At 56.3% G+C, this 21,048-nt stretch carries 22 protein-coding genes and 1 riboswitch; of the genes, 12 read left to right on the top strand and 10 right to left on the bottom strand.

The features are described from left to right. Positions 1-24: 24 nt before the first annotated feature. On the bottom strand, positions 25-1,620 hold the full coding sequence (locus tag HWX89_RS25925; protein WP_138791679.1) for a peptide ABC transporter substrate-binding protein: 1,596 nt from the start codon (positions 1,618-1,620) through the stop codon (positions 25-27). 479 nt (positions 1,621-2,099) lie between these two features. On the opposite strand from HWX89_RS25925, the gene HWX89_RS25920 reads away from it, so the two are divergent. Further along, positions 2,100-2,441, top strand: coding sequence for a hypothetical protein (locus tag HWX89_RS25920; protein WP_138791626.1), 342 nt, complete (start codon positions 2,100-2,102; stop codon positions 2,439-2,441). A 322-nt stretch (positions 2,442-2,763) separates the two neighbouring features. Further along, positions 2,764-3,426 carry a ZinT family metal-binding protein gene (locus HWX89_RS25915; protein ID WP_138791625.1) on the top strand — a complete coding sequence of 221 codons (663 nt, stop codon included), beginning with the start codon at positions 2,764-2,766 and terminating at the stop codon, positions 3,424-3,426. 786 nt (positions 3,427-4,212) lie between these two features. Here the strand turns inward: HWX89_RS25915 and HWX89_RS25910 are convergent. The 3 genes from HWX89_RS25910 to HWX89_RS25900 all read right to left on the bottom strand — a co-directional run bounded on the left by HWX89_RS25910 (position 4,213) and on the right by HWX89_RS25900 (position 6,521). Beyond that, positions 4,213-4,425: a hypervirulence associated TUDOR domain-containing protein gene (locus HWX89_RS25910; protein ID WP_138791624.1), complete on the bottom strand. Its 213-nt coding sequence runs from the start codon at positions 4,423-4,425 to the stop codon at positions 4,213-4,215. 156 nt (positions 4,426-4,581) lie between these two features. Next, entirely contained in the window at positions 4,582-6,276 is a 1,695-nt protein-coding gene (locus tag HWX89_RS25905; RefSeq protein ID WP_138791623.1) for a dihydroxyacetone kinase family protein, read from the bottom strand. Beyond that, a complete protein-coding gene (locus HWX89_RS25900; protein WP_138791622.1) occupies positions 6,273-6,521 on the bottom strand; it encodes a hypothetical protein in 249 nt (82 codons plus the stop codon). Before HWX89_RS25900 ends, HWX89_RS25905 begins: the two co-directional genes overlap by 4 nt. Between HWX89_RS25900 and HWX89_RS25895 the strand changes: the two genes are divergently transcribed. Next, positions 6,507-7,448 (top strand): aldo/keto reductase, encoded by a 942-nt coding sequence (locus HWX89_RS25895; RefSeq protein WP_138791621.1) that lies wholly within the window; start codon positions 6,507-6,509, stop codon positions 7,446-7,448. The two genes, HWX89_RS25900 and HWX89_RS25895, sit on opposite strands and share 15 nt — an antisense overlap. Before the next feature lie 169 nt (positions 7,449-7,617). Further along, a riboswitch (FMN riboswitch) is annotated at positions 7,618-7,763 on the top strand. Positions 7,764-7,879: 116 nt separating this feature from the next. After that, complete coding sequence (ribB, locus tag HWX89_RS25890) at positions 7,880-8,509, top strand: 3,4-dihydroxy-2-butanone-4-phosphate synthase (protein WP_138791620.1); 630 nt, start codon at positions 7,880-7,882, stop codon at positions 8,507-8,509. A 152-nt stretch (positions 8,510-8,661) separates the two neighbouring features. Here the strand turns inward: ribB and HWX89_RS25885 are convergent, their stop codons facing one another. Continuing rightward, entirely contained in the window at positions 8,662-9,189 is a 528-nt protein-coding gene (locus HWX89_RS25885) for an Lrp/AsnC family transcriptional regulator (RefSeq protein ID WP_138791619.1), read from the bottom strand. Between the two features lie 125 nt (positions 9,190-9,314). Between HWX89_RS25885 and HWX89_RS25880 the strand changes: the two genes are divergently transcribed. Then, the gene (locus HWX89_RS25880) at positions 9,315-10,253 is read left to right on the top strand and encodes a DMT family transporter (RefSeq protein ID WP_138791618.1); all 939 of its coding nucleotides are present in this window, start codon (positions 9,315-9,317) and stop codon (positions 10,251-10,253) included. A gap of 77 nt (positions 10,254-10,330) precedes the next feature. Here the strand turns inward: HWX89_RS25880 and HWX89_RS25875 are convergent, their stop codons facing one another. From HWX89_RS25875 to HWX89_RS25865, 3 genes are read right to left on the bottom strand one after another with little or no spacing between them, the layout of a single operon-like run. Continuing rightward, positions 10,331-11,704: a sensor histidine kinase gene (locus tag HWX89_RS25875; protein WP_138791617.1), complete on the bottom strand. Its 1,374-nt coding sequence runs from the start codon at positions 11,702-11,704 to the stop codon at positions 10,331-10,333. Then, the gene (locus HWX89_RS25870) at positions 11,701-12,360 is read right to left on the bottom strand and encodes a response regulator transcription factor (RefSeq protein WP_138791616.1); all 660 of its coding nucleotides are present in this window, start codon (positions 12,358-12,360) and stop codon (positions 11,701-11,703) included. The genes HWX89_RS25875 and HWX89_RS25870 overlap by 4 nt, the downstream gene beginning before the upstream one ends. Positions 12,361-12,365: 5 nt before the next feature. Then, on the bottom strand, positions 12,366-12,683 hold the full coding sequence (locus HWX89_RS25865) for a PepSY domain-containing protein (RefSeq protein WP_138791615.1): 318 nt from the start codon (positions 12,681-12,683) through the stop codon (positions 12,366-12,368). A 139-nt stretch (positions 12,684-12,822) separates the two neighbouring features. Here HWX89_RS25865 and HWX89_RS25860 point away from each other — a divergent pair, with 139 nt between their 5' ends. Beyond that, positions 12,823-13,110, top strand: a complete 288-nt coding sequence (locus tag HWX89_RS25860) for a PepSY domain-containing protein (protein WP_138791614.1) — start codon at positions 12,823-12,825, stop codon at positions 13,108-13,110. A gap of 76 nt (positions 13,111-13,186) precedes the next feature. Here HWX89_RS25860 and HWX89_RS25855 read toward each other — a convergent pair whose 3' ends face one another. Then, positions 13,187-15,256, bottom strand: a complete 2,070-nt coding sequence (locus HWX89_RS25855) for an ATP-binding protein (protein ID WP_138791613.1) — start codon at positions 15,254-15,256, stop codon at positions 13,187-13,189. 228 nt (positions 15,257-15,484) lie between these two features. Next, on the bottom strand, positions 15,485-16,258 hold the full coding sequence (locus tag HWX89_RS25850) for an SDR family oxidoreductase (RefSeq protein WP_138791612.1): 774 nt from the start codon (positions 16,256-16,258) through the stop codon (positions 15,485-15,487). Between the two features lie 87 nt (positions 16,259-16,345). Between HWX89_RS25850 and HWX89_RS25845 the strand changes: the two genes are divergently transcribed. The 6 genes from HWX89_RS25845 to HWX89_RS25820 all read left to right on the top strand — a co-directional run bounded on the left by HWX89_RS25845 (position 16,346) and on the right by HWX89_RS25820 (position 21,030). Beyond that, positions 16,346-16,975, top strand: a complete 630-nt coding sequence (locus HWX89_RS25845; protein ID WP_138791611.1) for a TetR/AcrR family transcriptional regulator — start codon at positions 16,346-16,348, stop codon at positions 16,973-16,975. A gap of 101 nt (positions 16,976-17,076) precedes the next feature. Then, positions 17,077-17,334, top strand: a complete 258-nt coding sequence (locus HWX89_RS25840) for an acylphosphatase (protein WP_138791610.1) — start codon at positions 17,077-17,079, stop codon at positions 17,332-17,334. Between the two features lie 169 nt (positions 17,335-17,503). Continuing rightward, positions 17,504-18,151: a Rieske 2Fe-2S domain-containing protein gene (locus tag HWX89_RS25835; protein WP_138791609.1), complete on the top strand. Its 648-nt coding sequence runs from the start codon at positions 17,504-17,506 to the stop codon at positions 18,149-18,151. Next, positions 18,148-18,993, top strand: a complete 846-nt coding sequence (locus tag HWX89_RS25830; RefSeq protein WP_138791608.1) for an aromatic ring-hydroxylating oxygenase subunit alpha — start codon at positions 18,148-18,150, stop codon at positions 18,991-18,993. Before HWX89_RS25835 ends, HWX89_RS25830 begins: the two co-directional genes overlap by 4 nt. Next, positions 18,990-19,649, top strand: coding sequence for a glutathione S-transferase family protein (locus HWX89_RS25825; protein WP_138791607.1), 660 nt, complete (start codon positions 18,990-18,992; stop codon positions 19,647-19,649). Before HWX89_RS25830 ends, HWX89_RS25825 begins: the two co-directional genes overlap by 4 nt. Position 19,650: 1 nt before the next feature. Continuing rightward, the gene (locus HWX89_RS25820; RefSeq protein WP_138791606.1) at positions 19,651-21,030 is read left to right on the top strand and encodes an amidohydrolase; all 1,380 of its coding nucleotides are present in this window, start codon (positions 19,651-19,653) and stop codon (positions 21,028-21,030) included. Positions 21,031-21,048: the final 18 nt, after the last annotated feature.

Below are 21,048 nucleotides of genomic sequence, written 5' to 3'. Positions count from 1 at the left end.
GTTAAGCCACCGTGCCAGTGCTGCTTATTCTGAAACGCTCAGGAAGCGGCTGAGGTGTTCGTTTGCAGCGTTGTCTACCCAACCCTTGACGCGGTTCGACACCAGCCAGAGATCGGCCTGCGTCAGAAGCGGAGCAACGGGCTGTTCCTTCATCAGGATGGTCTCTGCCTCATGAAGCAGCTTGGAGCGTGCGGCAGGATCTTTCTCGTCGTAAGACTTTTGCATCAGCGCATCAAATTCCGCGTTGTTGAACTTGGAATAATTGAAGGTCTTGTTGGAGGAGACCGAAAGCGCAAGGAAGTTTTCGGCATCCGCATAGTCGGCAACCCACCCGGCGCGCGCCACGTTGTATTTGCCGCCTTCCTGCAAGTAGCCATAATGCGAGGCGACGTCGAGGTTCACCAGCGACACATTTGCCCCGAATGTGTTCTTCCACATATCGGCAATCGCCGTTGCAACGCGTTCGTGGTTCGGGTTGGTGTTATAGCGGATTTCGATGGAAAGCGGCTTGCCGCCGTCACCATAGCCAGCTTCCTTCATAAGCTTGAGAGCTTCATCTTCACGATCCAGCTGTGACAGCGTGGCGAAATCAGCCTTGGCCGGTTCGCCGTAGGAATCCATGCCCGGAGGGACCATCGAATATGCCGGAACCTGCGAGCCGCTATAGATTTCCTTGGCGAGAAAATCGCGGTCGACTGCCATTGAGAGAGCCTGACGGACACGGACATCGCTATAGGGCGCTTCGCGCGTGTCGAAGGTGTAATAATAGGTCGCAAGCGTCGGCGAAACGTGAACCTGCTCGCCATAGGCCTTTTTCAGTCGATCGATCTGGTCTGCCGAGAAATTATAGGCGAGATCCATTTCCTTTGCTTCAAAACGGCGTACGGATGCCGCCTGGTCGTCGATCGGGTAGAAGATAACCTTATCGATCTTGGTATTGGCTGCGTCCCAGAAACTGGCGTTCTTGACCACCGTCAAGCTGTCATTGGGAACGTGCGCCTGAAGCTGAAAGGCACCGTTCGAGACCATGACACCGGGTTTTACGAAATCGGCGCCGTTCTTTTCGTAGCTGGCCTTCGAGATTGGCAGAGCCGTCTGATGGGCAAGCAGCTCAAGGAAGAACGGTGTCGCGCGCTCGAGCGTGATCTCAAGCGTCTTGTCATCCACGGCCTTCACGCCGAGCTGATCAACCGGCACGTCACCCTTGTTGATCTTTTCGGCATTCTTTATCGGATAAAGGATGTTAGCGTATTTCGCTGCGGTCTTCGGATCTTCAACGCGCTGGTAGGAGAAAACAAAATCCCCAGCCGTAACAGGTGTGCCATCCGACCACTTCGCATCCGCACGCAGCTTGAACGTGTAGACGGTGCCATCCTCAGACAACGTCCAGCTTTCCGCCGTACCGGGAATGATTTTTCCGGCAGCATCGTAGATGGTGAGGCCTTCATAAAGGTCCTTCAGGATGAAGGCTTCGATGTTGATCGAGGTCTGTGCCTGGTCGAGTGTCTGCGGCTCTCCCGAATTACCGCGATGCAGGACTGTTTCTGCAAGTGCAGAACTGGCGCCAATTAGAAGCGAGCTTACCAGCAGAGCGGCGCACGTTGTTGTTTTTATCGACATCATTTTGTGTTCCCATAATATTGCGAGCACGCACACAAGGACATATTGCTGCAAAGTGCAACCACAATAAATTGTGAGTTCATGCGGAAACCGCGACGTTACCGGCTACGGCAATGTCACGGAAGAGGTCGGAAATCTGCTGCTTAGCAGAGTGGAATTGCCCGCTAGCGCAATCATTTGAGTAACGCCCAGCCCTTGTCTGGCCGGCTTATCCCGGTTGAAACATCAGATCGCGGTGGATGGCAAACACACCCTTTCAGCTTTACCTTTGAGACTGTTCAGATCCGTAACCTGTCGCGTCAACAAGCGTTCTCATGCTGCTCCACATGATCATTCCTAGGATCGTTCCATCACCCGGTGGAAATGTGGACGTCGCATATGCCCCATGCATCCGGCGTTAAAAAGGAACCAACGTCTGGCGATCGCGTTTTTCCTCTTGAGATAAACAGCTTCTGCCGATTTCGGCTGAGGGAGGAACAATGATTAACTCTAAGACATTCACCGGCAGAACTGCGGGTTTGGCGCTGCTCGTTGCCATGGCTTCCATCGCTATGCCAGCGTCTGCGCAGGACATGGAGTTGAGGATCGGCCCAGACGGCGTACGCCCGATCATCCGCGACCGCGATAGGGACATTGATCGCCGTGGCCCGCCCATGCGTGGCTGCAGTGAGCGCGAAGCCCGCGCCGCAGCGCGCGACGCAGGCCTGCGCGATCCAGAAGTCGTTCGCGTCACACCTGGACGCGTCGTCGTCGAAGGCTTTACCCGCCGTGGGCCTGATCGCATTACTTTCGCCAATGAACGTGGCTGCCCAGAAATCTGACGAAGATATTTGGCAGATAGTCATATCGTTTACGCGGCTTGCGGAGGGAGCATGGTCTCCAGAGGTGGGGATTGTGCTCCTCCCTTCCGCACGTAGGCACTGTGTCTAGAACTCTCAAAATGTAATGATGTTTAGGTCATCTGCCAAAGCCAACTCACGTCTTTCCGACTCTGCATAGACAACTACCGCGCTCGGATACTCGAGTTGCATAAGCCTCCGGCGAATAAACGCCATGTTGGGCTCTTGCGCGTCAAAAATTCAAAGGCTATTACTGCGCTTGTTATGATATAACATAAAATTACTTTCGCGTTTAGGAAATGCTATGAAAACACGCTTTCAGATATCGACACTGCTGATGCTGTGCTCTCTTGCCGTACCGTTTTGTGCTTATGCGCCGGGGAAAGCTTCAGCGGCGCCGAAGCACAGTCATGTCCATTCAGATGAAGCCAAATCGAAAATCTACCAGGGTTACTTCGAAACTGAGCAAGTCAAGACACGGGAACTGTCCGACTGGGCTGGCAAATGGCATTCGGTTTATCCCTACCTCCTCGACGGCACCCTCGATCCCGTATTCAAGCACAAGGCTGAGCAGGGAGAGAAATCGTTTGAAGATTACCGGAAATATTATGAACTCGGCTACAAGACTGATGTGACCAAGATTGTAATTACCGACAACAGCATGGCGTTCACCCAGGGAGACAAGACCTATCGCGGCACCTATCTAAACGACGGGTTTGAAATCCTGACCTACGCGAAAGGTAACCGAGGCGTCCGGTATATATTTAAAAAAGCAGACGGCGATGCGTCGGCACCGGAATATGTTCAATTCAGCGATCACGGAATTACTCCGGAAAAATCCGGCCATTTCCACCTCTACTGGGGCAAGGATCGCAAAGCGCTGCTTCAGGAAGTCACGAACTGGCCCACCTATTACCCATGGGCGTTGAACGGCAAGCAGGTCGTAAGAGAGATGCTGGCTCACTAAAGCAACGTCTAGTCTTTGCTCGTCTCACCGTCTTATACAAAGACGGTGAGACGGATCATAGTTGCTGCGCAGTGCTCGCGCGGCCGCTTTTTTTGTTCAACGGTAATTGCACCGGAAGCGCTCGAGAATCCGTTTCGCTCTGTAAAGATTAAACGGAGCCGGGAACGCGTCCCTTCTTTGAGAGTCGATCATATCATCGAGTTGCAGTATCGCTCGGTCCAGTGGACTGGAAATATTTCGTCTGGGTCGTTTGAATTGCCTGGCATGACCCGAGTTGATTGACATCATGTCACCTCGTCGTTTCTTGTTATCGGCGCACACCTAATCGTAAAGATGACAATTGGGCGGCAGGAAATCAGCCGTTCCAGTTTACGGTAAACGAATATCGACCCATCAGATTATATATGTTTCAACTTGGGCCAAAGTGGCCTGCCGGAGTCCATCTTGTGGCCCGCCATAAAGCGTAAGTTCTCAATGCCTGCGTTTATCGTGCCACCATTGGTCAAGTTCGCGTTCAAGCGTGACGTGATCCACCACTCCCTTAATATCCTGATCAATCAGAAACCGAGCGGCCAGAATCGCTTCCTGGCCTTCGATCCTTAGCCCATTCTCTGAGCAAAACCTGTTGAGGATACGTCTCATATGGAGCATGGCATTCGCCTCCGGTGTTAAAGCATAACGTTCGGCAGGCGTGATATTGGCGCTATGTCGCTGCAATGTGTTGAGACTGGCGAATATTGTAACAGACTGTGGCAAATGGCCGGCTCGTTACAAAAGCGGGCACTATCATCGCGTTTTTCTGAGCTGGTCCGGTTTATGGGCCGCGCGTTTGCCCGACTTTTCACTTTCGACAATGTATTGCGGCTCATCCTTCGTCGCCTTGACCTCATGTCCCTTGATTTTCGTTGGAGAGGTCTGCTTGCGGATGACCTTGCCCGTCGTTTCACCCTGACTGGTGTTCCAGGCAACCTTGTCACCCTTGCTGAGGTCTTTTGGCATAAACCTTCTCCAGAAAAACGGCGGGATACATCTCGATCAGGGGCTCGGCGGCAACCGTGAAGCCTGAACGTGAGCTCGACGAGGTTTGTTCCCGATCAACGACAAGTCAGCGCTACCGTCGACCTCTCCATCGAGCGCACGGAACTGTCCCTGATGTCAGGGCATATCCGCCCTGATCGCTTCAAGCCAGACACCAACGGCGGCTGCGCCAGCGTCCGGATGCCCCAGGGCCCGATCCCCCAGGTAGCTTGCACGGCCAAGTCTCGGCTTCATTGATTTCGTAGCCTCCACTCCCCGAAGTCCGGCATCGACTGCGGAACTCCATGCTTCTGCAACCGAGGCACCGGCAGCAACTCTGTCGCTGAAGGTCTTAGCCGCCGGGTAGAGTGCATCGATCATCGTCCTGTCACCAGGCTTTGCACCACCGAGATCCGATATCGCCTGCACTGCCGCCACGAAGGCATCAGCCATCTGCCTGGCCGTCGGTTCATCAAAACCGGCAAGGTTGCGCGACGCGCACAAAAGGCCGGTTGCATAGAAGGGCCCGGAGCTTCCTCCGATGGCTTTGCGCATGGCGTTGCCCATGGCCTGCAATCCACCAGAAACATTCGCGAAGCTTTGAGCGTCAAGATCTAGTACCGCCTGTCCGCCGCGAACCATGCTCGCGCCGAGGTCTCCATCGCCGGTAACGCTGTCGAGTTCCGTCAAACTCGGCTCTGCCGCAATCAATGCCTCTGCGACCGATCGGGAAGTCTTCCACAGCAGCTCACCTGCGGCAGTACGATCAGAGGAGACGACGATCTGCTCTTCAATTTTCACTGAAGGCATCACCCTTTGGCGGTTCACCTTACCGCCACGTGGCCAGGCGCTGGCGTCCGTCGGCTCATCGATGAGGGCAAGAGTAGCGTCGTCCACCTGCACGAGGGAGAGAGAAAAGCCCGGCATATCAAGCGCGGAAAGGAATGTTCCCGCCCATGCTCTTTCCACCACAACGCCGTCCCTTTCCAGAAAAGCGATGGCTGATCGGGCAACGATTGCCAGTTCCATTGGCGGAGTTGCACCCAGACCGTTGACCAGAAGTGCTACGCGGTCACCTGTCTTCAGTCGACCATCCGCCTTGACCGTTTCCAGGACGAGAGCTGTCAATTCGTCTGCGGTACCGATCGGCATTCTGCGAACACCCTGCTCTCCATGAATGCCGAGACCAATCTCGATTTCCGTGTCTGCGAGAAAAAATCCTGGCTTTCCGACTGCAGGCAGCGTGCAGGAGCCAAGTGAGACCCCCATCGAGGAAAGGTTGCCCGCCGCAGCACGCGCGATACTGGCAACGTCGGCGAGACCAAGTCCCTGCTCCGCAGCAGCCCCCGCAATCTTGTGAACCAGAACAGTTCCGGCGATCCCGCGCCTGCGATCTGCGGGTACCGTGTCTTTCAGCGCAACATCATCGGCAACGACCACGATCTCGACAGGAATACCATCCGCACGTGCAAGTTCGACTGCAAGACCAAAGTTCAGTCTGTCGCCCGTATAGTTTTTGACAATGATCAGGGCGCCTGCCGGTCCGGCGACCGCCTTGATTCCAGCGAGAACGGCATCTGTACTGGGTGACGTAAAGACATCACCGGCCACGGCGGCGGTCAGCATTCCGGCACCGACATACCCCGCATGAGCGGGCTCGTGGCCACTTCCTCCCCCGGAAAGAACGGCAACTTTCCGCCCGTTTGCCTCGGGAAGGCCAGATCGTATGACGACGTTCTCATCAGCAAGCAGAGTAGAAGAAGGACTAAGCGCTACCACCCCCTCCAGCATGTCACGGACAACAGTGGACGGATCGTTGATAAGCTTTTTCATGCCTGGTTTTCCTCCATGCGCAAGCGGGACCACTTTTTCGCACTCTCGTGCGCTTCTGTCCATTTTTTACAACCATCAATCAAGAAGACGGTCACCCCCAAAGATGAGGTGCTACCGTCGGAGTGGTCGTCAACAGGATTGAATTCACCCTTGATTTCGCCTTCGGCTTCAGGATTCTGGAAAACAACATTAAGTTGATTGCTTCGATAACGACCCTGGATCTCTAGTGCATGGAATATCGTCAACTCGGCGCCCTACCGATCAGCCTTTCTCGCGTCGGATATGGTACCGCCCGTATCCGCGATCCTCTCCGTTTGCCGGACTACAATTCTGCTCTTGAAGCTGCCTGGGGCTCGGATATCCGCTATTTCGATACGGCTCCTGGCTACGGCTTCGGGTTATCCGAACGATGCGTGGGCGACTTCCTGCGCAGGAAGGATCGCCAATCCTATGTGCTTTCGACAAAAATCGGCAAAATCCTGAAACCTGTGCAGGGCTGTCCGCCAGACGTGATGCCGTTCGAAATCTCTTATGATTATTCATATGACGGAGTAATGCGGTCCTTCGAATTCAGCCTCGCACGGCTGGGGCTGTCCTCGATCGATCTGCTCCTTGCTGACGATATCGAGGTCTCGACGCTCGGCATCGCAGAGTATCGCCGGCATTTGCCACGTTTCCTTGAGGGCGGAATTAGGGCGCTTGAGGAACTTAAAGCCAATGGCAACATCACCGGGTTCGGCATCGGCGTGAACGACGTTGGCGTTTGCCTTGACATCATGCATCGCGTGAAACTCGACTGCGTCATGCTTTCCGGGAAATACACCCTGATTGACCGCACTGCCGGAACACGGCTGCTCGACATATGCGAGAGAACCTCGACCCCGCTGATCATCGGTGGCATCTTTAACGGCGGGACTTTGCTGGAACAAAACCTGCCTGATCATGAGCAGGACCCGATCGCACCCTATGCAAAGCTGGCGCAAGGTATCGCACAAGAGGAAAAAATCAGCCTCGAAAGTGCCGCGCTGCAGTTTCCCCTCCAGAACGCGTCAGTCGTATCGGCAATCCTCGGCACAACCAGTTCAGAGAGACTGCGCCGTATCGTCGCCTCTATGAATGATCCAATTCCCGATCATGCATGGTCCCGGTTCAATTCTGTCGCGCTGAATTGATCTATAGGTTTGGTGCATCAGAACGCACTAGCAGCCGCAACAGTGGACCGATGCCTCATCCGGCAGATCGCGTTTTCAAAGGGAATTTTTGCGCGCCTCGCCCGCGTATTTTGGAATAACATTGCCTGCATACAGGCTTGCCTTTTGCTGCGGCGCAAACCTATACTCGAAGTGTTCTCAGGGCGGGGTGTAATTCCCCACCGGCGGTATCGGAAGCACTTCCGGAGCCCGCGAGCGCTCCCGGGTAACCGGGAGGTCAGCAGATCCGGTGAAAGGCCGGAGCCGACGGTATAGTCCGGATGGAAGAGAGCAACGTGACAGACACCCCTTCACGGGGTGTGTGGCGCTTGTTCGCCCAAGGGATGTTTGCGCCTGTTTTCGGACAGTCGTGAGTTTGATGCCAACTGGCATAACCCTTGAAAGGCATGGAAATGACAGTTTCGAAAATTGAAGATGCGATTGAAGCCATTCGCCGCGGTGAAATGGTTGTGGTCGTGGATGATCAGGATCGGGAAAACGAAGGCGACGTCGTGATTGCAGCCGATGCTGCTACGCCAAAAGACATCGCCTTCATGATGAACAATGCCCGTGGTCTGATCTGCGCGGCGATGGAAGGGGAGCGGCTGGATACGCTCGACATTCCGCTGATGGTGGCACGCAACACGGAATCGCTGAAGACTGCTTTCACAGTTTCGGTAGATTACATCCCGGGCACGACCACCGGCATTTCGGCTGCCGACCGTGCAGCAACCGTGCGGGCACTTGCACAGGGCGATGCGAGACCCGATGACTTCGCCCGCCCGGGCCATGTTTTCCCGCTACGTGCACATCCACAGGGTGTTCGTGCGCGTCCGGGCCACACGGAGGCCGCTGTCGAGCTTGCCCGCCTCGCGGGGCGCGAGCCAGCCGGCGTGATCTGCGAAGTTGCCAACGACGACGGCACGATGGCTCGCCTGCCTCAACTGGAAATCTTTGCCGACAAGCACGGTCTGCTCGTCGTGACGATCGAGGATCTGATCGCCTTCCTTGACCGGAACGATGGTATGACCATCGCCGCCTGAAGTCACTTTGGGGCGGTTCCAGACGGCACAATTGACCATCAGGGCCTACGTTCCCAATCCGGTTGGCCAGCGCAAGACGAACGTCATCGAGAGCTGGGAGCCGGGAAGGATTCGATAAACTGTCCCGTGTCCTCGGACACGGGACGCGTCTTTCAAGCAGATTTTCCACGCAACGCTGCATGCTGCGTTGCACCTTCACGCAAGTGTCCTGTCGGGAGTGCCGTCGTGTACTTGACCTGATTGAGAGCAAAGCTTGACCGGATGCTTGAAACACCGGGGATCTGCGTCAGGCATTCAAGCACGAAGGTCTGGTACTTCAGGAGATCCTCGATAACCACCCTCAACAGGAAATCCGCTTCCCCCGTCATGAGGTAGCATTCCATTACCTCCGGCCTTCCACTGACAGCGTTGGTGAAGGTCTCCAAGGAATCCTTGTCCTGCTTCGTCAGCGAGACATGAACGAAAACGTTGACGGCGAGCCCGAGCTTCAACGGGTCGACCAGCGCAACAGCTCCACGAATGACACCGGCCGAGCGCATTTCGGACACACGCCGCCAGCAAGGTGACGCCGATAGTCCGACCTTGTCGGCAAGCTCCGCGTTGCTGATCTCGGAGTTGCGCTGGAGTTCATCCAGAATGCGCAAAGTGGCCTCATCCAGCACTATGCTTCCAGTAGACATATTTAACCTACATAGCGACTAAAACAGGTAAACCTATCCGATTTACCCTGATATAACGCCAAATGAGAAGAGATATTCCGCCATAAACCGGGATAAATTTCGGCAGCATTGAAGAGGTTGCCGAGATGAGCCCGAGCCAGAGAACTGTGATCACCCGAGCCCTGGAAAACAGGTTTGGAGGGCATACAGCAACCTATCTATGGCTGGGTGTGATGGTTCTCCTCTGGGGTCTGAGTTGGCCGGCAACCAAGCTGGCTCTCGGCACAGTTCCACCGCTGTGGCTCGCCTCCCTCAGGTTCGGAAGTGCCGGCATATGCCTTTTCGTTTTCGTTGCGTTTCGCGGAATGCTGCGGTTCCCACCAAAAAAAGACTGGCCTATCGTTGCAAGCATGGGCTTTCTGCAGATGATGGCTTTCACAGGTCTGGGTATGATCGCAATGACACATACAGACACGAGCCGTGCCGTCCTGTTGGCTTATACAACACCGCTCTGGGCGGTCTTACTGGGGTGGCTCCTTTTCAAGCAGGCGCCATCTCGGCGCCAGTTGACCGCTCTCGGTGTTGGCCTTGCCGGAGTTGTGATTGTCTGTTCCCCACTCGAACTCGACTGGACCAATTCGAAAACGATCATTGGGAGTGCGTTTCTTCTGACAGGTGCTGTTTGCTGGTCGGTCGTGATCCTCCACATCAGGCGCCATTCATGGACCGCATCACCTCTTTCGCTTGCCCCCTGGCAGATGCTGATCGCGGCAGTTCCACTCAGTGCGTTTGCCTATTTTCTGGAAGGTGCCCCGACCGGTATCGCACTTGATCGCCGCCTCATCGAACTGCTGTTCTTCATCGGCCCTGTCGCGACCTCTGCCTGCTTCGTCATTTCGGCTGAATACGGACGCAGGATAACAGCCTTTGCGATGTCAAATTTCACCCTTGGAGTTCCCCTGATCGGAATTTTGTCTTCCATCGCAATCCTGGGTAGCAGCATTACGCCACCCTTTGTTCTCGGCCTTGTCCTGGTGACTGCAGGCATGGTCCTGGCGGCGAAGGCGACGAGAAAACCTGCCTGACACGATGGCTGCGACGTACTGGCAGTGATCGCTGCTCACGTAACCTCTCCCGCTCGGAGCTTTTCTGGTATCGATCCTTAGAAACCGACAGTCACCTGAAGGCCGGAGCCCTGGCAGTTTTCAATCGACAGCGTCAGGCCATAGACCGAGCAGATTTCCTTGACGATCGACAGCCCGAACCCGCTCCCAGGGACGTCAGTATCCAGCCGCACACCGCGCTCTGTCATCTGGCGTATCCTGTCAGGCGGGACGCCAGGACCGTCATCTGCCACGGTCAGGCGGCGATCAGACCATGCCACCACAACAGTAGCCGATGCCCATTTTACAGCATTTTCAAGGATATTGCCGATCAGCTCGCGTAGATCGTGAGGATCGACCGGAACCTCAACCGAGCTTTCCTCGACAGATATCCTCCAGTCGAGCGTTTCCCCCGCGGGAGTACGTTTCAATGTCCGCACGACCTGCCCGACAATCTTGCCGATATCTGCGTCTGACTGGCGCATTTCGGCGTCGATGACAATACGGCTTCTGGCAAGTTCGGCATCGACATGGCCGCGCATCAAGATTACCAGGCGTTCAATCTCATCCGCAATTTCACTTTCACCCTTTTGTCGGAGGGTGAGAGCGTCATTGGCGAGTACCGTCAGCGGCGTCTTCAGACCGTGAGCGAGGTCGCCAGCCCTCGCGCGTGCTTTTGCAAGCGACTGCGCCTGGACATCCAGCAACCGGTCAACGGCTTTTTCCACCGGCTCGAATTCTACCGGTAACACGCCGTCAAGACGACCACTGCGCCGCTCGCGGATGCGGTCCAGCCTTGTGGTCAGCGTTGCCAGCGGTTTCAATCCGAATACGACCTGCGCCACGGATGCACCGATCAGAAAGATTGCGAGACCGGCGATGTAAGGCAAAATATCGAACGAGAAACGCCGGCTTGCGTCTTCAAGCGGCTGGCGGTCGGCTGCAACAGTAATCAGCAAGCTTCGCAGCCCGCCAGGCGAAGGCACGAAAATCTGCCGCTGCTGTGCTGTCAGCATCGTGTTATCCGGGCCGGGGATAGAAAATCGCTGGACGGAGCCATCGCCAGCCGTTTCGACCGGCACGGCAAGCGTGAAATCCCAAAGCGATTGCGAACGCATCGCTGTGGAAGCGCCACCTTCACTGATTTGCCAGTAAAGACCGCCGTAAGCCTCGGTAAAGCGCTTGTCGAAAAAACCGGACGGACGCTCAACGTGACCTTCGGCTGAAAACTGCAATGAAGCGGCGATGTTGTTGAGATGTCCGCTCAGTTCGGCATCAAGCCGTCGTTCGAGATTGGCCTTGAAGAGAGAAATCATGAAGAGAGACGCAAGCGAAAGCGCCAGAGGCACCGTCACCAGCGAAACCAGCAAAAACCGGACTCTGATAGAAAGCGGACGCCCTTCAGGTCCCCTCTTCGGTAAGCCCTCCGTCATGCCGAGCCGATCCTGTAACCATAACCTCGACGGGTGACGATGATGTCCTTGCCAAATTTCTTGCGCAGCCGTCCGACGAGCACCTCTACCGAATTGCTCTCCCGTTCGAAATCCTGCGAATAGAGCTGTTCGGTCAACTCCATTTGCGACACGTGCCGCTCAGGATTTGCCAGAAGATAGTGCAGGCATCTGTATTCAAGCGGCGTGAGTTCTGCTGGCTCCCCATCAAGGGAAACGCTTCTGGTGCGCGGGTCAAGTTTCATTCGTCCAGCGGTCATCGCCGGAGCCGCCTTGCCTTGTGAACGCCGGATGATCGCCCTGAGACGAGCCAGGAGCTCAGGCATCTGGAACGGTTTTGCCAGATAGTCATCGGCTCCCGCATCAATGCCCTCGACGCGCTCCTCCCAGTTGCCGCGCGCCGTAAGAATCAGGACCGGCATCTCCCTGTCGGCCTGCCGCCAGCGTCTGAGCACGGACAGGCCGTCAAGCTCCGGAAGCCCCAGATCAAGAACGACGGCCGCAAAAATCTCGCTGTCACCCCGATACCAGCCACTTTCGCCGTCACGTTCGTGCTCGACGATATAACCACCCTGCTGGAGATTTCGTGTCACGTCGCGGGCAATCAGCGGGTCATCTTCAATCAGGAGAATGCGCATCGCGATCAATCATCATCATCGTCGTCATCAACATCAAGAACCCGACCGTCTCCAGCATCCACCTCTATCTCGACAAGGCGACCATTGGTCTTCAAGACCTTGAACTCATAGATGAAGCGGCCGTCATCCTCGTCAAGCTTGACGCCAATGATTTCGCCGGGAAATGCCTTTCTGACACTTGCCTGCAACTGCGAAAGCGGAATGACCTCGCCGCGCCGGACAGCATCGCGCAGCCGATCGAGGTCACCATCTCCGGCAATTACAGGAAACACACCAAGCGTTGCGACAGAAACAAGAAGGAGTGGCAGAAGGCGCTTAATCATCCCTCCCCATAGCATGCTCTTTCTGAAATTTAGCTGACAAAGGCTGTCAGTTATCGATCAGCATTGGTTTCGTAAGGTTCTGCCATCGACCCGGCAATCGCGTTTCTCCCCGGTCGAATGAATTTGAAAGGAACCTGACATGAAGAACATTATACTCGCAACATCCCTGCTCGCCCTGACAGGACTGTCGAGTGTCGCTCACGCCGACAATGATCACCGCCGCTGCGGCAATGTCCCGATCGCCGACTGGATGAGCGAGACCGAGCTTCGCAACCGGATCGCACCGCTTGGCCTCGAAATCCGCAATGTCGACATCGATGACGGTTGCTATGAGGTGGAAGCCCGCAACAGAGATGGTCGAAAGATTGAAATCGGATTCAATCCGCAGACCGGGGAGCAAGTGTGGATCGACGGCGATGACGACTGACAGATGACCAGCAAGTGAACGTCTTAGCGATGCTGTCCGCTCTCTCATGATAGCGGACAGGACATCCATATGGCTGTTATTCTTCCAAGAGCGACTGGATGCGTCGTCCCAGCACGGACATATCGAAAGGCTTTGTCAGCACCTGCATTCCGGCACCCAACTGGTCCGGAGCAAGGACGGCATTTTCCGCATAACCGGTGATGAACATGACTTTCAATCCCGGTCTCAACTCCCTGGCAGCATCCGCGACCTGGCGACCATTCATGCCGTTCGGCAGGCCCACATCGGTAATCAAAAGATCGATCGGCGTCGGCGAACGAAGAACCTCGAGTGCCTGCGGTCCGTCACCGGCCTCGAGCGACTGAAGCCCAAGATCCTCGACGGCATCAACGACCAGCATTCTCACAAGCGGTTCGTCGTCGACGACCAGAACTCGTTTTTGCGTCGCCATCGCGGGCACAGGATCGAGTTCGCAAACGCTCTCTAATTCTTCACGCTCATCGTGCCGCGGCAGGAACACGCTGACCCTGGCGCCATGTCCGAACTGCGACTGTATCTTTACCTGGCCGCCGGACTGGCGGGTAAAGCCATAAATCATCGACAGCCCGAGACCAGTGCCGACACCGATCGGCTTTGTCGTGAAAAATGGGTCAAACGCCTTCTCAAGCACGTCCGGCGTCATTCCGGTCCCTGTATCTGACACCTGCATCACCACGTAGTCGCCGACGACAAGCCCAAGTTCGACCGCATCGGCTTGGCCAATATGCCGGTTGTGCGTCTCAATCGTGATCCGCCCGCCATCGGGCATCGCGTCGCGGGCGTTCAGACAGAGATTGAGCAGTGCATTTTCGAGCTGGTTCGGATCAACAAGCGTCGGCCAGAGTTCCTTGCCGATGCGCGTTTCAACATAGATTTGCGGACCTACCGTGCGCTGGATAAGTTCCTGCATCCCCGCCACCAGACGATCGACATTGGTAGGCTTGGGATCAAGGGTCTGACGCCTCGAAAAGGCAAGCAGACGATGGGTCAATGCGGCAGCTCGCTTTACCGCCCCCTGCGCGCCCTCCAAATAACGATCCAGCTCGCCGATACGGCCTTGCTGAAGCCGTGTTCTTATCATGTCGAGCGAACCGGAAACGCCCGCAAGCAGGTTGTTGAAGTCATGGGCAAGACCACCGGTCAGTTGCCCCACAGCCTCCATCTTCTGGGATTGCCGAAGCGCCTCTTCCTTGGCCATCAGTTCAGCGGTCTGCTCAGCTACCCTCGTTTCCAGGGTCTCGTTCAGTTCGCGCAGCATGGATGTAACCCGGTCGCGCTCCGCCTCGATCGCACGACGGCCTTCGATATCGATCAGCACGCCCGGGAAACTCAGTGGTGTTCCGTCCGCCGCAATATCAACGCGGCCATTTGCCTCGAGCCAGTAGTATTTGCCGTCAGCGCGCTTTGTCCGGTACTGATGCGCAAAAGGCCCGCCAACCTTTATGGCCTGATCGATGACCGCAGCAAGTCGGGCCTGATCGTCAGGATGAACGGTTTCGACGATCTGCGTGAGGCGCAAATTGCTGCGTTCGAGGGCTGGGTCAAGCCCGAACGCATTTGCAAATGCATCATCAATGGTGAAGCGATCGTTGGGCAGGTCCCAGAACCATGTCCCAATGATTGCTCCTGCAGAAAGCGCCAACTGGACGCGTTCACCATTCTCCCGCGCAACGGCCTCGCTTTTGCGCAGTGCCGCCTCGGCGCACTTGCGCCCGGTAATATCACGAAAAAGGACCGCGACCTGATTGAGCGTCGCCGGTTCGATCCTCGACGCGGAAACCTCGATGTGGCGTCCGGCGTCCTTGAACTCGCGTTCGAAATGAATGGACTGGCCCGTTGTGAGAACCTTGCCGTAGAGATCGACCCATTCCTTCGCCTCGCTGGCAGCAATCTCGTAGACAGACTTGCCAACAATATCGGGAATACCCGTATGCCGCTCATAACCGCTGTTGGCTTCGACATGCAGGTAATCGCTCAATGGACCAAGGGGGCCGTCCTGAAACTCGATGATGCAAAATCCGTCATCGACAGCCTCGAACAATGCACGGTAGCGCGCCTCACTCTGGTTTGAAGATCCGCTCGCATTCGATAGCTCTGTCTGGGTCACGTGGGGCTCGGAATCTGCAGCTTTGCGGATTTGGGCGTCATTCGACCATATCCGCTTTGGCCGATGCGTGCTGCATAACGCTTTGCCCTTAAAATTGTTCCCGAGATTTTTCCACTACGATCGAGTGGAATGAATTTGCTGCGTTCATTGCCCGGAGGAACCCGCGCTTCAGCGGCTTGCAGGGCCCCTGCAAGCCGCCCATCGGGGTTAAAGATTGCTGCTGTCCTTTCAGAGCCGCGCGCCACCTGTCGCATCAATTCTTTGCCCTGTTGTCCAGCGCGCGTCATTCGACGCGATGAAGGTTATGACATCGGCAACATCGTCGGCACGACCGACGCGATTAAAGACAGACATTGCCTCGGCACCCGAACGTGCCTCAGGAACAGAAAGCCATTCGGCGTTCATATCCGTCTCCGTCACACCCGGCAGCACCGAATTGACGGTGATCCCGCGTGGGCCGAATTGCGGGGCGAGCGCCAGTGTCAGCGTTTCAAGGGCACCCTTTGACGCTGCATAAGCTGGATGTGTTGGCGCAGCGACACGTGTGAACCCGGTCGAGATATTGATGATACGGCCGTTGTCCCGGATATGATCCGCAACCGCCTGGATGAGGAAGAACGGTGCCTTGAAATTGATCGTCATCAACTCGTCGAAGGCCACCTCACTCATGTCCCCCAACGGTGTTGCCGGAGCAATACCCGCGTTGTTGACGAGAATATCAAGCGAAGGTGAGCCTGCAAACGATTGAGCTGCCTCGCGAAACTCCCCCCATAGGCTGTCTGCCGCGTCCTTACCTCTTCGAAGATCTGCGTTGATGGCGACTGCCTTCGTTCCAAGCGCCTCGATTTCGCGGACCGTCGCCTGCGCCGCCTCGGTGTTTGCAGCGTAATGGACGCCGATAAGATCCGCCCCTTCTTTGGCAAAGGCAAGGGCTGCGGCGCGGCCGATACCGCGGGAACTTCCCGTAATCAGGGCGACTTTATTTGTCAGTCTGGAAGACATGGATCACTCCGTTGCGATTTAACTAGCGATCGATATAATAAAAGCCGAGCACCACCTGTCAACATTTTTATAGTGATCGATACAATAATGAATGAGACAACGACGCGGAAGCGAGGACGACCACGCCTGCTTGACCGGCAGGCAGGCCTTGATGTGGCTGCACGGCTTTTCTGGGAGCGGGGTTACGAAGGAACGTCGATTTCAGACCTAACGCAGGCGATGGGGATCACACCACCCTCGCTTTACGCAACCTTCGGTTCGAAAGAGGAACTGTTCGGCATGGCGCTCAACCACGCCATCCAGCAGGCCAACGAAGGTCGCATGAAGCGGCTTGAAGCAGATACTCCGGCTTTTGAGGCGCTGAAGGCACATCTCTACGATATCGCCGATGGCGATACGCAGCCGGACAAACCGCGCGGGTGCATCGTCTCGACCGCAGTACTTCAGCACTCGGACGAAAATGCGTCCGTGGCGCGCATGACCGCATCCCTGCGTGAGGTGTCAATGCAAACTCTCAAGGCACGATTTGATCGCGCTGTAAGAGACGGCGAACTACCCATACACACAGATACCGATACGCTGGCGCGTTTTTACGGAGCGGTCATCCAAGGCATGTCGGCGCAGGCCTGTGACGGTGCATGCAGGGAAAGGCTGAAGGCACTCGTCGATATCGCACTTACCGCATGGCCTGGAACACGGTCGATTTCCGCAGGATGAACGTGACGCATTAACGTCGTTGAAAAATCTCCGGCAGAGGGCGCTGACTTCACGCCGGCCTTTGGTTAGGATGCGATGCAACAAGCAAATGCAGACGACAGATGTCACACGAACAGCAAAAACACGCGACCGAGCGAATGACGATATCGGGCGATCTCGTACCAGCAGCATTTCTGCCCTGGATCGATCGCCACGCCGCCAAACTCGGCCTCGATAAAACGGTATCTCACGCCTCCGATGAGCAGATTGTCATGGACCTCTCCGGCCCGGAAGAGCTCATCGATATGATGGAAATGGGCTGCTCCCTCGGCCCGATTGACGTCTGGGTCGAGACAATCGAGCGCCGGCACCTGCCCTGACATGGCCTCATCCGTAACTGGCAGGACAAAACACCTGTGCATCTTATTTGACCCAATATTGCCATTGAGCAATATTTGTGCAAACCTCGTCTCTATGACACATCCTGCCCGAAGTGCGAGGTCTTCGGGAACACCGATAAATTACTGACCTATCTGAGAAAGTTTGATCATGTCTTGCGATACGACAGGCTGTTGGACGCCGGTCGCCCTGTCTTCCGACCTTCCTCCCCTCGCCGTCATGCCGGCCCGACTTGGGACAGAAACAGTTGCCCTATGGCGCAGCGCGTCCGGCAGTGTATCGGCATCTGCGGATCGATGTCCTCATCGCGGCATGCGCCTGTCTCACGGTTTCGTCCGTGGGGAATCTTTATCCTGCATCTATCACGGCTGGAGTTACGGTCAGGAAGGAAACTGTCTCAAGATTCCGGCTCATCCAGGCCTCGCACCACCTGACAGCATACGGGTTGCGACCTTCACGGTGACAGAGCAGGATGGTGTCATCTGGGCCGCAACCGTAAAGCCTCCGGCTGATCCACCGCGTCTTCAGGGCCTCGTCCCGCTCCGTTCGATCTCTGTCGCCGCCGACCTCGAGGCGATACGGACAGCAACTGGAGCGAAGATTGATGCAGACGGCGTGCTTTCCACGCAAGATGGCAGCCTGTGTCTATTGCTCTCCGACCAGGGCAATGGCGAAACGCTTATGCATGTGCTGGTCGCTGACGACGCTTGCCCTACCAAGCGAATAGACGCGTCACGCGCTGCCGAAGCTCTGCGCCGTCAGGCCGAAGGGCTGGCCAACCAGGGAGTTGCAGCATGACAAAAATGGGTATGCTCGACGAATGGTATCCCGTAGGCCTTTTCAGTCAAACGACCACCGGTGGCCGCTCCACAATGCTGATGGGCGAACCAATCACTGTTGCGCTTGACGCAAAAGGGGATGCTCTTGTGACGGACAGTACAGGCCGCAACCTGCGGGTCTGTGTCCGCTATGGCCATGTCTGGGCATCGCTTGGACAACCCTCCCATGATTTGTTTCCAATCCCCGAGGCAGACCAGCCCGGCCGACGGTTGGTGGAGGTCGGTGTCGTGCGTGTACGCTGTTCGCCGCTTCGCGCGGTCGAAAACTTTCTCGACATCGCCCACTTTCCCTTCGTCCACACTGACATCCTCGGTTCGGAACCCCATACAGAGGTCGAGAACTACAAGGTCGAAATCCGTGAAGATGAAGACGAGGTGTGGGCGACACAGGTGAAGTTCTACCAGCCGCAGGCCGCGAAATCAGCAAGCGGTGGCATCACCACTGAATACATGTACCGTGTACCTGCACCAACCTGCTCGGTCCTTTATAAGACCTGTCCACCACGACCGACGGAGTGGGACGTCATTACACTTTTCGTACAGCCGCTTGCAGAGGATGTCTGCGACGTCTGGCCGTGGATGGCGCTCTTTGATGACGATACTCCGATGACAGATCTCATCCACTTCCAGCAGACCATCTTCCTGCAGGACCGGTCAATCCTCGAAAATCAGATCCCAACCCTGCTGCCGCTTGATCCAGGTAAGGAAATCCCGACACGGGCCGACCTTACTTCGGTCGCCTATCGGCGCTGGTTGAAGCGCCACAACTATACCTACGGCGCGCAATTGGTGGCGCAATGAAGCTTTACGACTACATTCTTTCTCCAAGCTGCTACAAGGTCCGCCTGATGGCGGCACTTGCTGGTGTCAAACTCGACATCAGTCCGGTGGACTTTCATCCGGGCGCCGAGCACCGCAGCCCGGCAATGCTGGCGATCAATCCAGCCGGCACGATCCCGATCCTTGCAGACGATGATCTGCTTTTGACGGAATCGTCCGCCATGCTTGCCTACATTGCCGCATCTGCTGCACCGGAATGGTTGGGTAACGGCAGTGCAGAAGAGACTGCGCGTACCCAGCAATGGCTCGCATTTTCCGCCAGGCTGACATCGAGCCTTGGTGGCGCGCGCCTTCATCAGATGCTCCTCGTTCCCGGCAACATCGATGCCTTACAGAAGGCAGGGATCAAAGCCCTTCGCGAGCTTGAGGCCGGGCTTGCCGAACAGGCCATCCGGGGCCATCGCTTTCTTGCTGGTGATCGGCCGACGATCGCCGACATCGCCTGTTTTCCTTACGTGGCGCTCGCACCAGACGGCAATGTGTCACTCGATCCCTACCCCACGATCCGGCTCTGGTCGCGCGCGCTCCGCTCACTTCCCGGATTTATTGAAATGCCTGGCATTCACCGGCTGCATGAACTGAAGCCAGAGCCGGAAATCCAGTCGGAGACGGCGTAATATGGCCGGATATCTTTTCAAGAATTGCGCAGCCGTCGTCGTTGATGACGGAACTGGCCCGGTCGTGCACCGCGATGTCGATCTTTTGACCGAAGGACCAGCTATCAAAGCGATTGGTCCGAACCTCGGGCTCAAGGACCTCCCCGAAGACACGCTCATTCAGGACGCCACAGGTTGGTTCGTCTACCCGGGGCTCATTAACACGCATCACCACTTCTTCCAGTGCTTCGTTCGCAACCGTGCCGATCTCGATTGGACGAAACTCTCGGTCATCGAATGGCTCGACCGCATCTATCCTGTCTTTTCCCGCCTGACAGAAGACTGCTTCTATCATTCTTCTGTGACGGCAATGGCCGAGCTGATCAAGCACGGCTGCACAACGGCGTTCGATCACCAGTACAACTTCCCACGCCACGCCGGCCGGCGGCTCATTGATCGGCAATTCGAAGCAGCGGATCTGTTCGGCATGCGGTTTCATGCCGGCCGTGGCGGTAATACCCTGCCAAAGTCGGAAGGCTCGACCATTCCCGACGAGATGCTTGAAACGACCGACGAATTCATTGGTGATTGCGCACGGTTGATCGACACCTATCACGACGCCAATCCATTCAGCATGCGTCAGGTGGTCGTATCCCCATGCCAGCCAGTCAACTCCTATCGCGAGACCTTTGTGGAATCGGTCGCACTTGCGCGCGATCGCGGCGTTTTTCTTCACACCCATGTCGGTGAAGGCGAAAGCGAAGTCATCAAGGCCCGCCACGGACTGCGCACCGTCGATTATCTCGAGAAAATCGGCTTCGCCGGCCCCGATGCCTTCTACGCCCATTGCTGGGAGCTTACCCATGATGAGCTGAAGACAATGGCGGCAAGCGGCACGGGTGTCGCCCATTGCCCTGAACCCGTCTATCTCGTGGGTGCAGAAGTGACCGACATTCCCGCAATGGCAGCGTTCGGCCTGCGTGTCGGACTTGGCTGCGATGGTGCCGCATCCAACGACAATTCAAACCTGATGCACTGCCTGCACTCCGCCTACATGCTGCAGTGCCTCGTCTCATCAACGCGCCAGCATCCGGTCCCGGCGCCTGTCGATTTTCTTGGATACGGCACGACAGGGGGCGCGAGCCTGCTTGGCCGCAAGGACATCGGTCGCCTGGCCCCTGGAATGGCTGCCGATCTTTTTGCCCTCGACACCCGCCGCCTGGATTATGTCGGCACACGACATGACCCGCTCAGCCTCATTCCGCGTGTCGGCATCGGCTCGACCACGGACATGACGATGATCAACGGCAAGATCGTCTGGCAAAAAGGCGAATTTATCGGTCTCGACGAACAAAAACTGTCGGCGGATGCCGAAGCGGCACTTGCCACCATCGAATTCTAAGAACCAAAAGAGGGAAAA

It is taken from the genome of Rhizobium sp. RM (assembly GCF_013390595.1).
Classification (GTDB): domain Bacteria; phylum Pseudomonadota; class Alphaproteobacteria; order Rhizobiales; family Rhizobiaceae; genus Agrobacterium.
Note: the sequence above shows the minus strand (reverse complement) of the source record. Positions and strands in the feature narration are given on the sequence as shown.

Bases quoted from the DNA above. Each gene is read 5' to 3' on its own strand.
- HWX89_RS25880 (WP_138791618.1), top strand. From the start codon at position 9,315: ATGAGCCCGAGCCAGAGAACTGTGATCACCCGAGCCCTGGAAAACAGG.
- HWX89_RS25905 (WP_138791623.1), bottom strand. From the start codon at position 6,276: ATGAAAAAGCTTATCAACGATCCGTCCACTGTTGTCCGTGACATGCTG.
- HWX89_RS25870 (WP_138791616.1), bottom strand. From the start codon at position 12,360: ATGCGCATTCTCCTGATTGAAGATGACCCGCTGATTGCCCGCGACGTG.
- HWX89_RS25820 (WP_138791606.1), top strand. From the start codon at position 19,651: ATGGCCGGATATCTTTTCAAGAATTGCGCAGCCGTCGTCGTTGATGAC.
- HWX89_RS25825 (WP_138791607.1), top strand. From the start codon at position 18,990: ATGAAGCTTTACGACTACATTCTTTCTCCAAGCTGCTACAAGGTCCGC.
- HWX89_RS25925 (WP_138791679.1), bottom strand. From the start codon at position 1,620: ATGTCGATAAAAACAACAACGTGCGCCGCTCTGCTGGTAAGCTCGCTT.
- HWX89_RS25915 (WP_138791625.1), top strand. From the start codon at position 2,764: ATGAAAACACGCTTTCAGATATCGACACTGCTGATGCTGTGCTCTCTT.
- HWX89_RS25845 (WP_138791611.1), top strand. From the start codon at position 16,346: ATGAATGAGACAACGACGCGGAAGCGAGGACGACCACGCCTGCTTGAC.
- HWX89_RS25850 (WP_138791612.1), bottom strand. From the start codon at position 16,258: ATGTCTTCCAGACTGACAAATAAAGTCGCCCTGATTACGGGAAGTTCC.
- HWX89_RS25920 (WP_138791626.1), top strand. From the start codon at position 2,100: ATGATTAACTCTAAGACATTCACCGGCAGAACTGCGGGTTTGGCGCTG.
- HWX89_RS25840 (WP_138791610.1), top strand. From the start codon at position 17,077: ATGTCACACGAACAGCAAAAACACGCGACCGAGCGAATGACGATATCG.
- ribB (WP_138791620.1), top strand. From the start codon at position 7,880: ATGACAGTTTCGAAAATTGAAGATGCGATTGAAGCCATTCGCCGCGGT.
- HWX89_RS25860 (WP_138791614.1), top strand. From the start codon at position 12,823: ATGAAGAACATTATACTCGCAACATCCCTGCTCGCCCTGACAGGACTG.
- HWX89_RS25865 (WP_138791615.1), bottom strand. From the start codon at position 12,683: ATGATTAAGCGCCTTCTGCCACTCCTTCTTGTTTCTGTCGCAACGCTT.
- HWX89_RS25835 (WP_138791609.1), top strand. From the start codon at position 17,504: ATGTCTTGCGATACGACAGGCTGTTGGACGCCGGTCGCCCTGTCTTCC.
- HWX89_RS25830 (WP_138791608.1), top strand. From the start codon at position 18,148: ATGACAAAAATGGGTATGCTCGACGAATGGTATCCCGTAGGCCTTTTC.
- HWX89_RS25885 (WP_138791619.1), bottom strand. From the start codon at position 9,189: ATGTCTACTGGAAGCATAGTGCTGGATGAGGCCACTTTGCGCATTCTG.
- HWX89_RS25910 (WP_138791624.1), bottom strand. From the start codon at position 4,425: ATGCCAAAAGACCTCAGCAAGGGTGACAAGGTTGCCTGGAACACCAGT.
- HWX89_RS25895 (WP_138791621.1), top strand. From the start codon at position 6,507: ATGGAATATCGTCAACTCGGCGCCCTACCGATCAGCCTTTCTCGCGTC.
- HWX89_RS25875 (WP_138791617.1), bottom strand. From the start codon at position 11,704: ATGACGGAGGGCTTACCGAAGAGGGGACCTGAAGGGCGTCCGCTTTCT.